The following is a 13113-nucleotide window of genomic DNA, read 5'->3' on the forward strand; positions in this document are numbered from 1 at the left end:
AAAATCGACAGAGCGTTAAACCAGCTATTCAAAATGATTGGTATATAAGGGAAGACGGTACACTGGAAATATTCCATAGATTCTCGTTACCTCCTGCTAGTAACAACAGCACTTCAAATGATAAACAGTGTTAAGGTCAGTCTAACGAGAAAACCATTATTTTATAATAAAATCTCCTTACGTCAGTAAGGAGATTGCTTGTACACACGGCCACATCTTTATTATTTTAAAATTAGTAGTGAACAGCACTCCACGTGTGCTGAGTGTGGAATCAAATTCTCTAATTGCAATCACCAAAAATTCCAACCCAAAAACCTCATTTACTTATGGCACGGTTCACCCTATCATAGAAAGAAAATTTTAGTAGGGACTCCACCATGGATAAAATAAAGAAAAGAATGAGCTAAAGAATACACTCACTCTCAACAATATCTATCAGCTGTTTCAATTGCTTTAAACTTTGATCTAAAGAAAGTGAATAATAGCGCTGTGTACCTTTTTGTTCAATTTCCACAAGATGATTGTCGCGCATAATTTTTAAATGATGGGAAATTGCCGGGCGCGACAGTTTAGACTGTTCGGCAATTTCATTAACACTTAACCGCTCATGTTCTGCCAGCAAAAGGATAATATCCTGTCTTGCCGGATCACTAAGTGCGGTAAATAACGGTATACATGCCCTAAATACATCAATAGCTTGCTGTGCCATAAAAAGAATCCCCCCCTTTTCAATTCATACGCTCACAAGTAATTACTTGTCCCTTGCGACATACTTCGCTATTTTAGCGGCAATGCTTCTTGGCATAAATTTAGCTCCAAGTGCACCTGCCTTATTTAATCCTCCAGTAATAATTACGCGCTTCCCACTCATCAATGCTTTGTAACCGCTTTGTGCTACTAAATCAGAAGCCATCGCACGGCTGAACATTTTCGTGCCTTCAACACTTGCAACAGAACCGAAATTAGTTTTCGTTGCACCTGGACAAAGAGTTGTAACAGTAATGGAGCTGCCAGATAGCTCCTCAACAAGTGCTTCTGAAAACGAAAGAACAAAAGCTTTCGTTGCATAATACACAGCCATTAGTGGACCAGGTTGGAATGCAGCAGTACTTGCAACATTTAAAATTCTACCGCTATTTCTTTGTTTCATTTTTTGTAAACAGTAATAAGTTAATTCAGTCAGTGCGGATATGTTTAATTGAATCATATTTAATTCTTTTTGGATATCCAGTTCATCAAACTTACCCATTAACCCGAAACCGGCATTATTAACCAGCACATCTATGTCAATTCCTAGATTTTCAAGTTCTTCAAATACCTCTTTAGGAGCACCAAGGACACTCAAATCCTTAGGGATGACAGTAACTTCTATATTCGTAAAAGTTCGCTTGATTTCCTCCAGTTTTTTTCCGTTTCTAGCAACTAGGACAAGATTGTAACCATCATTTGCGAACAGTTTTACAAACTCATATCCTAAACCGCTTGTTGCCCCTGTAATCAATGCCGTCTTCATCATATTTTATGCTCCTCCAGATTTTATTCCTATTCAAGTATTCAATAGTCAAACGTTTAAACGTTTAAATGTTTAAACATATAATAATTATAAATACATACAATGTCAACAGCATTTTAAACAGGCCGAGGCAGGAAGTATTGGATTTGAATGAAAATTAGACATAGTTTAATTTCTCCAGTACATCCTAAAAAGAAGAACCTTGTGGACGGAGGAGGAAAAAACTTGAACATCGATGATATCATCATTGCACGGGAGAAAATGAAGGAAATTGTCCATATGACACCCCTTGATTATTCCAAAACATTTAGTCAGCTCGCTCACAATGAAGTTTATTTAAAGCTTGAAAATCTTCAAAAAACAGGCTCCTTTAAAGTAAGGGGCTCTTACAATAAGCTTAATTCACTTTCAAAGGAAGAACTCACAAAGGGAGTAGTCGCTGCCTCTGCTGGAAACCATGCTCAAGGAGTAGCGTATTCGAGTCAAATGCTTGGCGTACCATGCAAAATTGTGATGCCTAAAGGCGCTCCACTTAGTAAGATCCTTGCCACAAAACAATATGGGGCTGAAGTAATTTTAGAGGGGGCCACATTCGATGATGCTCTCTCCTATGCATTAAAACTGAAAGAGGAACTCGATGCGACCTTTATTCATGCTTTTGACGATGAGGCTATCATTACAGGACAAGGAACTGTCGGATTAGAAATCCTCGACCAGCTTCCAGATGTTGAGGCGGTTATTTGTCCGATTGGCGGCGGCGGACTCATTGCTGGTGTCGCTATGGCAGTAAAGGAAAAAAATCCTCATATTTCTGTTTACGGCGTTCAAGCCCTTGCCTGTCCAAGTATGAAGCAGTCCTTGTTTGAAAATAAACCTGTAATGGTTGACTCCACCCCTACAATGGCTGATGGAATTGCCGTTAAAAAACCAGGGTTGAAGCCCTTTGAAATCGTTCGAAAATACGTGGATGATGTTTTTTGCGTCGATGAAATGGAAATTGCTAGGACTATGCTAATGGTTTTGGAGAGGAATAAGCTTTTAGTTGAGGGGTCGGGCGCCGTCTCACTTGCTTCCTTACTTTATGAAAAATTGAACATTAAGGAGAAAAAAGTGGTTGCTGTATTAAGCGGCGGAAATGTAGATATGAATTTTATTTCAAGAATTATCGAACGCGGTTTAGTTGAATCTGGAAGGTATGCGAATTTTACGATTACCTTAAAAGACAAACCTGGTGAACTTCAAAGAGTATTAAGCTCGATAACCGAATTAGACGCCAACGTTCAATCCGTTAATCTCCACCGGATTGGCAAGGATATTTATCCAGGCTACGCCCAAATAGAAATTTCAGTCGAGACAAAAAATCACGATCATATTGACCAGCTGCATAAAGTTCTTACCGATAAAAACTATCATGTAGAAATGGGGCATTTCTAGGGTCATCTAAAGACTAAAATATAAAGGGAACTAGAGCTTGGAGTATCCAAGCTCTTCACTATTTTTTAAACCAAGTAATCTATAATATCCTTGTTCGTACTTTGCAAAGAAACTGGGAGATCCTCGCGATTTGAAGTTAATTGAAAATAATAAGTGACGTCTTTATCCTGATATGATTGATAGCGTAATATGCTCTGATCACCCTCAAGTTTACTTATGACCTGTTCAAAGAATTGTCCCTGCGCCATGCTATCCTTCGTACCTAAGTGAATGATTCCTTTTAGCTTATGTTCAATAATGTATCGTAGTTGTTTTGCTAACTGAACATCCAAAAGATTGTTACATACCAAATTGCTATAGACATTTATCACTTTATTATTTTTTATGCTTTCTCTTATTAAATTCAATCTTGGGGAATTCTTCCCCCAAATCGCTGGGATTCGGATCATCATCACCCGTTCATCCAAAATTTCTTTTAGCATATTTTCACATGCAATTTTGAATTTCCCATAATCTGATTCAGCAATAGGTAGATCTGTTTCTGTGTGAGGTCTTGAAAAGTCCCCATCAAATACATTTGTCGTAGAAAAGTAATACACCCGGCTGCTGGTATGTTGTAATTCCAGAGCCAATTCTTTATGAAACTTCAACTGTTGATCAAAATCTCCTCTTAGGCAAGAAATCACAATGTCTGGTTTAATTGATCTTATTATTTCCTTCAACTTATCGATTTGCTGAACTTCCAACTGGAACTGCTTCTCATCAGGAAGACTGGTTAACGAAGAAGAATATGTTCCGTATAGGTCAAATCGATCTTTAAATTCATCGAGTAAAGCTCTTCCTACAAGTCCGCTTGCACCAAGTATAAGTACCTTTTCCATCACAATTCCCCCTTTGGATTGGTTTGCAACTCTAAACGAAACTAGTATGTATTTTTCTCTATGAAAACAGCTAGGCTTTATACCTAGCTGTTTTCATTATTAGACACTATAACTTCTTAACAAATTCAGATTTTAAACTCATCGCGCCAAAACCATCGATTTTACAATCAATATTATGATCTCCATCCACTAAACGGATGTTCTTAACCTTTGTACCTGCTTTCAAAACAGATGAACTTCCTTTTACTTTTAGGTCTTTGATGACTGTAATAGAGTCCCCATCGGTTAAAACATTTCCATTTGAATCTTTAACAATATTTTGGTCTTCATTCTCTGTATCTGATTCTAAATTCCATTCATGAGCACATTCCGGGCAAACAAAAAGACTTCCATCCTCGTACGTGTATTCGGAATGACATTTAGGGCAATTTGGCAAATTAGACATACGTTTATTTCCTCCATTCATCCCTGTTATTCTAATACATACGAAGGTTTCTAGTCTAGGAGGTTATAATTGGTTTTAAAACACTTTAATCATTTAAATCATATTCATAACAAGCCACACCTTCAACTTGCCGAAAACCTCTTTAATGTACAAGGCCTGCGCTCGCTCATTTTCTCCATTAACCGATAGGATAGTTTTATTGTAGTTTTTTTCCCTAGCAAACTGTAGGGAAGCTCTTAATAGAAGTCTGCCTAGTCCGAGTCCTTGATATTCTGGGATGATTGCAAGCGGGCCTATATTCATAATGGGCGCATTTTCATATTCGTCGTCAGCTCCCCTTACTATTCCGACAGGTTTTCCGAGATGATAAAGAATTTTCATTCCGCCTTCAATATAATCCTTACTCGCAACCATTTTTTCTACCATTTCTGGGGTGACCGGTGTTTCATTGCCCTTCAGATTGGCAAAACCCTCATTTCGAACTTCACTCCAAGTTCCTTCATCTTCCCCTGGACGAAAAGATTTAATACTATAATCCTGCGGTACGAACCATACAGGGACATTGAGGTCTTCTCTGACTAGCAAAAAGGCGTATCTGTCAACTAAAAAATCTAACTGTTCCATGAAACTCATCAAGGATTTATTAATTAAAGGGATAAAAATGTAAACCTTCTTTAATCCCACGGTATGCTGTAAAAGTGATACCAGCAGTTCTTTGAAAATTGTTGCGTCATCACTTTCAGAATGAAAGATTCGAAAGCGGGCCCGCTTTCCACGTCGATTGTATTCATCGATAATCAGCGAAGCGGCACCGATGATATCCCCCTGTTGATCGGTCACAATTTACGTCGGATTTTCAGCATTTGGTTCAAATCCCTTTAAATCTTCTTCATATAAAAATGAATCATCGACCTCATTTCTATGTTTCTTGCAATATTCAACAAAGTCTTTTACTCTTTCACATTTTAGAAACTCAATCCTATATCAACACCGACCCTCTATTAACAATGCTTTACCATTTATTCTATATATTCTTGAAAGATGATTTATTTCCTTTTTTCTCTCTCATGCAAAAAAAGAATGCCTGACACCAATTCGGGGATTACCGAATTGGTGTCAGGCACCATTCATTTTTCCTATTCTAAATTGCTATGTCGGCCGAAAGCTAAGGTGTGATCCACTTCGTTTAGCTTGCTGAAAAGCAGGCATAAGGTATCAAATAGTATATGAGCGCATTGATCAAATAAAGATCCAAGCGGTTGGATCGTTTTTAACTCATTCTCGCGCCGATACTTTGTCGCTGCGGGTACATGAAGTATTTGCGTTGCCGCCATAGCTAATGGAGACTCTGGATTTGTGGTTACCGCCATTACCGAACAGCCAAGTGAATGCGTTTTTTCAGCCGTCCAAACCACATTTTTCGTTGTACCTGAACCTGAAATCGCCACTAAAAGGTCACCTTCAGCAATGGACGGAGTGATCGTTTCTCCTACAACAAAGACCGTTGCTCCCAAATGCATTAAACGCATCGCAAATGATTTTGCCATTAACCCGGACCGGCCTTCCCCAATGACAAAAATCCGCTTGGCCTTTTGCAATTGAACCGCTAACTCGTGAAGCTGCTCCTCTTCGACTTGACTAAGAACCGTTTCCACTTCTTTTAATATAGTAGGAATGACTAACATGTTCTATTTCCCTCCGTTTGTAGAATAAGTTGTTTAAATTGTGCCGCTGCCGCTGACGGATTATCCGCTTTCGTAATAGCAGAGCCAATAATCACAACGGCTGGATTTAAAGACCGTACGAGGTCTTCCGTCGAATCTAGGGTAATCCCACCAGCTGCCGCTACCTGAAATTCTGAAAAATCACTTGCCTTTGTGCCATGATTTTGACTGCCTAATTCTTCTTGTTGGTCCTTACTCACGTGCTCACAAAATATGGCGTCCTTGTATTTCCGTAATTCTCTTTTTTGTTGATCAGACGTATTTAACAGATCAATCATGACCTTTTTTTGATAACGATGGGCTACTTCCATGCAGGTATCAATTGTTACAAGGGGAGATACTCCCATGACGGTAGCAACATCTGCCCCAGCATCAAAACACAGTTCAAATTCATAACGGGCATTATCAATCGTTTTTATATCAGCTACTATTTGTTTATTTGGAAATGCTTGTTTCATCTCTTTTATGCTGGCCACACCGAATTCTTTGATTAGTGAAGTACCCACCTCAATCCAATCAATGGAATCCTCTACTTTCCTTGTTAATTCGATGGCTTCAGCTATCTCCATCCGATCCAAAGCAAGTTGTATTTTCATAATCAAACTCCTTTACATGGGGTTTAGGTAAATCGGTTTATTAATTAATTATACTTCATATGTAAGCGTTTTTCAATGAACAAAGTGTGCCCGAACCAGTTTTGGTGTCAGGCACTAATGAATCGTTTCTACACCAACTTGCTTGGAAAAACAAACACTCCCGGAGAAGTGTTTTCTTTATTAATCTGTTCAAATAACAGCTCTGCAGCCTTGTGTCCCATTTCTGATGCCGGTTGACTAATGAAGGAAATGGGGTCCTCTAGTAAATGAGCAAATGGAATATTATCAAATACTATCAACTCAAGCTCTTTCCCTAGCCTAATTCCCTTTTCCTTAATAAATTCTGCAACCGCGAGAAAAACACGATCATTTGCTGCAAAGATTGCTGTTGGTTTAACCTCTAATGAAAAAAGCTTTTCTAATTTGCTTTTCATCTCCGTAATACTAGCTTCTATAATGAAATCTGGATTAACCTTTATACCGGCATCCGTTAATGCCCTTTTATAGCCCTCCAGTCTATCTATTCGGGGACTAACTGTAAGTGGCTGTACCGCAAAGGCTATATTTTGATGGCCCCTTTCAATGAAACTTTGCACGGCCATGGAAGTGGAATGAGTATTATCCGTAATGACTGAAAACACATCAAGATTCTCGACTCTTCTATCTACAAACACAACAGGATAGCCTTGACGCACCATGGTTTTATATAAATCATTATTTTGTCCAGTAGGAAAAATGATTAGGCCATCTACCTGCTTTGCTCTCAACATTTCAATATATTTCTTCTCTTTTTCGGGATCATCATCTGCGTTACAGACGATGGCATGCAAATCATGTTGATGACAAAAATCCTCAATGGCACGGCTGATTTCAGTTGAAAAAAAATGCGTAATATTGGCAACAATGATTCCAACCATAGAGGTCCGCTTTTGCTTTAGACTTCTTGCGATAAAATTGGGCTGGTAGCCAAGTTCTTCAATCGCTGCTTCAATTTTAAGCTTGGTTTTTTCCCCCATATATTCAAACCGTTTATTTAAGTATTGAGAAACGGTACTTTTTGACACGCCTGCCGCTTTTGCTACATCGGCCATTGTTACTTTTTCCATGCCTATCTTCCTCTTTCCTCTTGGTTCACTGACTTCATTTTAGCGGCAAATCTACTAATTATCCAGTAATGATCGATTCAAAGTCGCCCACATGTAAACGAAAGGAGGATGACCCCCTAAATGACAAAGCACTTGTTTATAACCAAGTACTCGCCACTTATGGTCATCCTCCCCTTCTGCTTACCTCGCTGACTGGACTTCTTCCATTAACTTCCTTGCATTCTCGGTTATCAACCTCAGATACTCATCGGTTAATGCTTTTTTCGAATCAACCAACGAACTTCCGACACCCACAGCAACCGCTCCAGCACGGATATAATCCTTGGCATTTTCCATATCAATCCCGCCTGTCGGCATTAGCGGAATATGCGGCAGTGGACCCGCTAGATTTTTAAAATAACCAGGCCCTACACTTCCTGCAGGGAATACTTTAATCACATCGGCACCATACTCATAGGCAGTTAGAATTTCGGTTGCGGTAAATGCACCTGGGACACTAATGACCCCATACCGTTTCGTCATCTCGATCGTTTCCTTCCGTACAGTCGGTGAAAAAACAAACTTTGCTCCCGACAAAATGGCTGCACGGGCAGTCTCAGCGTCCAAAACAGTTCCGGCCCCTACAAAAATCTCATCACCAAACACATCGGCCGCTTTTTCAATAATCGCTAATGCTTTTGGGGTTTCCATTGTAATTTCAAGCGCTGTGACTCCGCCTTCTTTAAGGGCATGAGCCATTGGAATGATGGTTTCCATATTAGCCCCCCGAATGACTGCAACAACCGCCCGTTTTTTAATTTCTTCTACTCCCATTTTAAAAACTCCTCTTCTCTCTATTTTATTTAAATTAGTAACAGCCTTGGAGAAATCCCAAAGCTGTTGACAGTTTTTTATGCACTTATTTTTGCATCAGCTGGTTTGTTTCTTTCCTTTTTTGCCGCTTTTACCGCCAAAATGGTTAAAATAGCGGAAAGGAATAAAGATCCTGCCATGAAAATGTAAGAAGCACCGAATCCACCAGTCGAATCATTCAAATACCCTACGATATAAGAGCCAACAAACGATCCTAATGCACCCATGCTGTTAATAAGGGCCATTGCGCCGCCAGCCACGTTACGAGGGAGGATTTCAGGAATGATCGCAAAGAATGGACCATATGGAGCATACATCGCACCACCGGCAATGACTAATAAGACAAATGAAATCCAGAAATGGTCCGTTCCAATGGCATAAGAGGCATAAAATGCGATTGCACCAATTAATAGGAATGGCCAAACAAAGGCGTTTCGGTTCAATGTTTTATCAGAGAAATAAGAAGCTACTAACATAAGAATAATGGCTAAAATATAAGGGACAGAAGACAACCAGCCTGTTTTTACAATATCCATATTTGGCGCTGCTTTAATAATAGAAGGAAGCCACATGACAAACCCATATACACCAATGCTCCAAAGGAAATATTGAGCACTTAACAAAATAACTGGTTTCGATTTAAAAGCTTCACCGTAATTTTTAACCGGCTTAATACCTTCTTGTTCTTTTGCTAATTGTTGTTCAAAATCATTCTTTTCTTGTTCGGTTAACCATTTTGCCTCTCTTGGTTTGTCATTTACAACTTTCCACCAAATAAATGCCCAAATCACGGCAGGAAGACCTTCGGCAATAAACATCCATCTCCAGCCCACAGAGTTAACTAAATAACCAGAAACAATGGACATCCATAACACGGTTGCAGGGTTTCCTAAGATTAAGAACGTATTCGCACGAGAACGCTCTGCTTTCGTAAACCAGTTACTTAAAAGTACTAGCATAGACGGCATAACAGCACTTTCCACTACCCCAAGGGCAAAGCGTATCACAAATAATAATTTAATATTGGTGATCATCCCTGTAAAAGAAGCTAATAACCCCCAAGCAATCAATGACCAGAAAATAAGGACTTTTGCACTCTTTTTCTCGGCAAAAGCAGCACCAGGCACTTGGAAAAAGAAATAACCTAAGAAGAATAGCGACCCAAGTAAGGAAGAAGTACCTGCTGTAATGTGAAGGTCCTCCGCTAATCCTGAAGCTGCACCGAATCCATAGTTAGCACGGTCAAGGTAGGCAAGACTGTAAGTGATAAAAGCAATCGGAATCAGACGTAGCCATCGTTGTTTGGCAATCGTTTGTTTCATGTTATTTCACTCCCTGTAAGTTATTTTCTATATATTTTTCTAACTCATCTTTGGTTGGATAGCCATCGTTATCACCAGGTGATTGAACTGCTAACGAACCAATTGCATTTCCCCTAGAAACCGCATCATAAACGTGGAGACCTTCGAGTAATCCACTGATTACCCCAACTGCAAAGCCATCGCCCGCACCAACGGTATCAACAACCTTTTCGACATGGAAACCGCGAACGGTTCCTTCTTCTGTTGCTGTTTTATAAAATGCTCCCTCTGCACCAAGCTTAATGACGACAAGCTCTACACCCTTTTCCAAGTAAAAGGAAGCGATTTCACGAGGTTCCTTAAAACCTGTTAAAATTTCACCCTCAGCGATTCCCGGTAACACGTAATCAGCTAGGAACGCCGCTTCATTAATTTCCTTCACCATTTCTTCTTGTGATTTCCAAAGAGTCGGCCTTAAATTCGGGTCAAAGGAAATCTTTTTACCATTCTTTTTCATAAATGATAGAGCGTGTCTTGCAAAGGCTCTTGCACTTTCCGAGAGGGCTAAAGGTATCCCTGTCATATGCAAGTGCCTTGCCGCTTGAAAATACTCTTCATTAAAATCTTCGCTAGTTAGATGGCTCGCTGCCGAACCCTTCCGAAAATATTGAACCTCTGGGTCGCCTTCTAACACCATGGATTTCAATTGAAATCCAGTCGGATAATTTTTGTCGATCAACACATGGTCAATGTCAACGTTTTCATTTTTGAGCCTTTCGATAATAAATTTTCCAAAGGCATCATTTCCGACTTTACTTGCCCAACCCGAGCGAAGGCCCAGCCTGGCAAGCCCAATTGCCACATTGGTTTCTGCACCGGCAAGCTCCCGGGTAAATTGGTCAACTTCGTGTAAGGAACCCGGATGATTAGCCATAAACATTGCCATCGCTTCTCCAAATGTAATCACATCTATCTGTTGCATGATAAAGCCTCACTTTCTGTTATCATCTGAATAAACTCTTTTGTTTTCTCCTTTGGCTCGATAGGAAACTCAAGCGCCTTTGCGATTTCAGATGGCAAACTATTCATAACCTTCTCCCAACTTTGACTCCCATCTTTTTGAAGAGGCACCGTGATGAACTCGCCATGATCATCTTCTACCTGTTTCAAATGCAGATAATGGACATATGGTGAAAGCTTACTTAATGCTTCGTCCACATCCTGACCGGAATAATACCAGTTCCCTGCGTCAAATGTCATTTTTACTGGTGTGTCCTGCTCGGAGGCGCTTTCAAAAAAGGACGTTAATTGATTGATATTCCCGCCATGAAGCGTCTGGTCATTTTCAACTAGCAATTGAATTCCTTGGTGCTGGTTCAAAAAAGCATCGAGCTCCCTGACATTTGATCGACCTTTATGAAAATGCCCTAGTGATACTTTTATCCATTTAGCTCCAAGTGCTATTCCCTCATGAAAGATCTCGTTTAATTCCTTTTCATTTAAACCGTGATCCTTTTCCCATAGCTCAATCGGAGCCGAGTACACGGTAAAAAGTTGATATTGTTCAATTTCTTTTCTCATACTATCCAGTGGCGGATCCTGCTCCGACAATAATTCACGGCGAATCTCAATTCCAAAAGCACCGGACTCGGCAATGAGTCTAATGAATGAAGTTTGCCCCTTCTTCAACACTTCAAATCTATCAAAAGCATTTATCGGGACAATTACATTTTGCATAACGAAGACTCCTTTTTAAAAAGTATTTCTGATAAACCGTTTTAATAAATCGGTTTAGTAAATCGATTTATTCATATTATAATCCCAATGAAAGCGTTTTTGCAAGAAAAACTTTTTTCTTAAATTGATAATCCATTGTGGTGCCTGACACCTTAAAAAATAGATAATCTACTCTGGTGCCTGACACCATAAATTGGATTCAAATTACTTTGAGGAAAATGTAGAAAAGGTAAAAGGTATGGAACCCCTAAGTATAGAATCCCAAAAAAAAGACCCCATATAGGAGTTAGAGACCGAAGCTTTTCAACTTCGACTTGTCGATAGATTTTTCTAGTTTCATTTCTACCTTTTCATATTCTTTACGAATGAATCCGACACCCTGTTCCATATCTCGTTGGATCAGGCGTTTGATATATGTCGCAAAGTGAATGTACTGGTTACAATGTTCTAGAAGCTCTCTTTCATAAGGGTCATCGAGGTTGAAGGGGACCGACTTGATCTTTCGATTCAGTTCATTCATCAACAAAGACCGCTTTCCCCATAGAATAAAATCCGAAAGCATTGGCAAATTGCGGACTGTATGCTTTGTGTCCGTTTGCCCGGTAGAAGACGGGTCTGATTAGCTTGATATTACTAAAATGCTCTTTAATATATGGCAGAAGATATTCAGCAATTCCTCCGCAAAGATAGGTCGGTTCGTATAAGTTCCACTTGCCCCGAAGTTCCGCCAGGATGGCTACTGCCATTTGTTTTTCTGTCATTTCCATGTCTGTTTCAGCACCGAAAGCCAGGGTCCCGCTTTTCCTGTCAATAAAGTAGCCATCTTCCACTCTTAAATAGTTGAAGGTACCACTTCCAGCGTCGATGATGTTCGCAATGTCCTCCGGCCTGTCTTCCATGCTGAAGTATGCCCCAGACCCTTCAGGAGCGACTTTTACTTCCTCGATGTAAAACGTCTTCCTAACATTGTTCACCGTGATCGTGTGTTCCCCTTTCAGCATGGTCTCCATACTTTCCCTGTCTTTATTCACCATTCCACGGATCGGCTGCCCAATCACTACACAGTTCCCTTCCGTTTTACCATACTGATGAACTGCCACCAGTACCCTGATCTTTGTTTCTTCGTGCGCCTTCGAAATATCTCTAGGCTCTCTTATTGCATGACATTCCCGCCAGGCGATATTCCCCACAAACAGCTTCTCGTCCCCGTACTCGACGATGTAGTCGCCGGCTTCCATTTGGCTGCTATCTGCATTCACCAAATGAAGATGGCGGTATGGTCCAATGGTTGACCTAAACTTAAACACATCGTCCTTTGTTCTTCCTTTCACCTCGTATGCGCCGGCATCAATCGCTAATATCCATTTGTGATTCATTTTTTCTACCCCTTTTAACAATATTTTGAAAGTGCACATATGTCATACAACTAATCTTTTTTCAAACTTAGTATATGAGTGGAGGCCCAAATGTGACACACACAAGTCATACAATACTGTTTATTGGAAAAAAAATAATCCAATTTGG

Annotated in this window: 15 protein-coding genes; 1 reads left to right on the top strand and 14 read right to left on the bottom strand. The window is 39.9% G+C overall.

Annotated elements, in window-relative coordinates; translation table 11 throughout:
* Positions 1-403: 403 nt before the first annotated feature.
* Both AB7942_RS16700 and AB7942_RS16705 read right to left on the bottom strand, forming a co-directional pair.
* Positions 404-709, bottom strand: coding sequence for an ArsR/SmtB family transcription factor (locus AB7942_RS16700; protein WP_369447733.1), 306 nt, complete (start codon positions 707-709; stop codon positions 404-406).
* A gap of 42 nt (positions 710-751) precedes the next feature.
* On the bottom strand, positions 752-1516 hold the full coding sequence (locus AB7942_RS16705) for an SDR family NAD(P)-dependent oxidoreductase (RefSeq protein WP_369447734.1): 765 nt from the start codon (positions 1514-1516) through the stop codon (positions 752-754).
* A 258-nt stretch (positions 1517-1774) separates the two neighbouring features.
* On the opposite strand from AB7942_RS16705, the gene ilvA reads away from it, so the two are divergent.
* Complete coding sequence (ilvA, locus tag AB7942_RS16710) at positions 1775-2947, top strand: threonine ammonia-lyase (protein WP_369447767.1); 1173 nt, start codon at positions 1775-1777, stop codon at positions 2945-2947.
* A gap of 65 nt (positions 2948-3012) precedes the next feature.
* Here the strand turns inward: ilvA and AB7942_RS16715 are convergent, their stop codons facing one another.
* From AB7942_RS16715 to AB7942_RS16770, 12 genes are all read right to left on the bottom strand, one after another.
* Entirely contained in the window at positions 3013-3828 is an 816-nt protein-coding gene (locus AB7942_RS16715; protein WP_369447735.1) for a sugar nucleotide-binding protein, read from the bottom strand.
* 106 nt (positions 3829-3934) lie between these two features.
* Complete coding sequence (locus AB7942_RS16720) at positions 3935-4273, bottom strand: zinc ribbon domain-containing protein YjdM (RefSeq protein ID WP_168241806.1); 339 nt, start codon at positions 4271-4273, stop codon at positions 3935-3937.
* A gap of 93 nt (positions 4274-4366) precedes the next feature.
* On the bottom strand, positions 4367-5113 hold the full coding sequence (locus AB7942_RS16725) for a GNAT family N-acetyltransferase (RefSeq protein ID WP_369447736.1): 747 nt from the start codon (positions 5111-5113) through the stop codon (positions 4367-4369).
* 296 nt (positions 5114-5409) lie between these two features.
* Entirely contained in the window at positions 5410-5958 is a 549-nt protein-coding gene (hxlB, locus tag AB7942_RS16730) for a 6-phospho-3-hexuloisomerase (protein ID WP_369447737.1), read from the bottom strand.
* Complete coding sequence (hxlA, locus tag AB7942_RS16735; RefSeq protein WP_369447738.1) at positions 5952-6593, bottom strand: 3-hexulose-6-phosphate synthase; 642 nt, start codon at positions 6591-6593, stop codon at positions 5952-5954. Before hxlA ends, hxlB begins: the two co-directional genes overlap by 7 nt.
* A gap of 128 nt (positions 6594-6721) precedes the next feature.
* Complete coding sequence (locus tag AB7942_RS16740; protein WP_369447739.1) at positions 6722-7699, bottom strand: LacI family DNA-binding transcriptional regulator; 978 nt, start codon at positions 7697-7699, stop codon at positions 6722-6724.
* A 180-nt stretch (positions 7700-7879) separates the two neighbouring features.
* Positions 7880-8512, bottom strand: a complete 633-nt coding sequence (locus AB7942_RS16745; protein WP_214717617.1) for a bifunctional 4-hydroxy-2-oxoglutarate aldolase/2-dehydro-3-deoxy-phosphogluconate aldolase — start codon at positions 8510-8512, stop codon at positions 7880-7882.
* Positions 8513-8589: 77 nt separating this feature from the next.
* Positions 8590-9873: an MFS transporter gene (locus AB7942_RS16750; protein WP_369447740.1), complete on the bottom strand. Its 1284-nt coding sequence runs from the start codon at positions 9871-9873 to the stop codon at positions 8590-8592.
* Between the two features lies 1 nt (position 9874).
* Positions 9875-10834, bottom strand: a complete 960-nt coding sequence (locus AB7942_RS16755) for a sugar kinase (protein ID WP_369447741.1) — start codon at positions 10832-10834, stop codon at positions 9875-9877.
* Complete coding sequence (locus AB7942_RS16760; protein WP_369447742.1) at positions 10822-11589, bottom strand: sugar phosphate isomerase/epimerase family protein; 768 nt, start codon at positions 11587-11589, stop codon at positions 10822-10824. Before AB7942_RS16760 ends, AB7942_RS16755 begins: the two co-directional genes overlap by 13 nt.
* A gap of 286 nt (positions 11590-11875) precedes the next feature.
* The gene (locus AB7942_RS16765; protein ID WP_088085279.1) at positions 11876-12109 is read right to left on the bottom strand and encodes a hypothetical protein; all 234 of its coding nucleotides are present in this window, start codon (positions 12107-12109) and stop codon (positions 11876-11878) included.
* Positions 12102-12965: a ParM/StbA family protein gene (locus AB7942_RS16770; RefSeq protein WP_369447743.1), complete on the bottom strand. Its 864-nt coding sequence runs from the start codon at positions 12963-12965 to the stop codon at positions 12102-12104. Before AB7942_RS16770 ends, AB7942_RS16765 begins: the two co-directional genes overlap by 8 nt.
* Between the last annotated feature and the right edge of the window lie 148 nt (positions 12966-13113).

The sequence above is a fragment of the Neobacillus sp. BF23-41 genome (genome assembly GCF_041106275.1).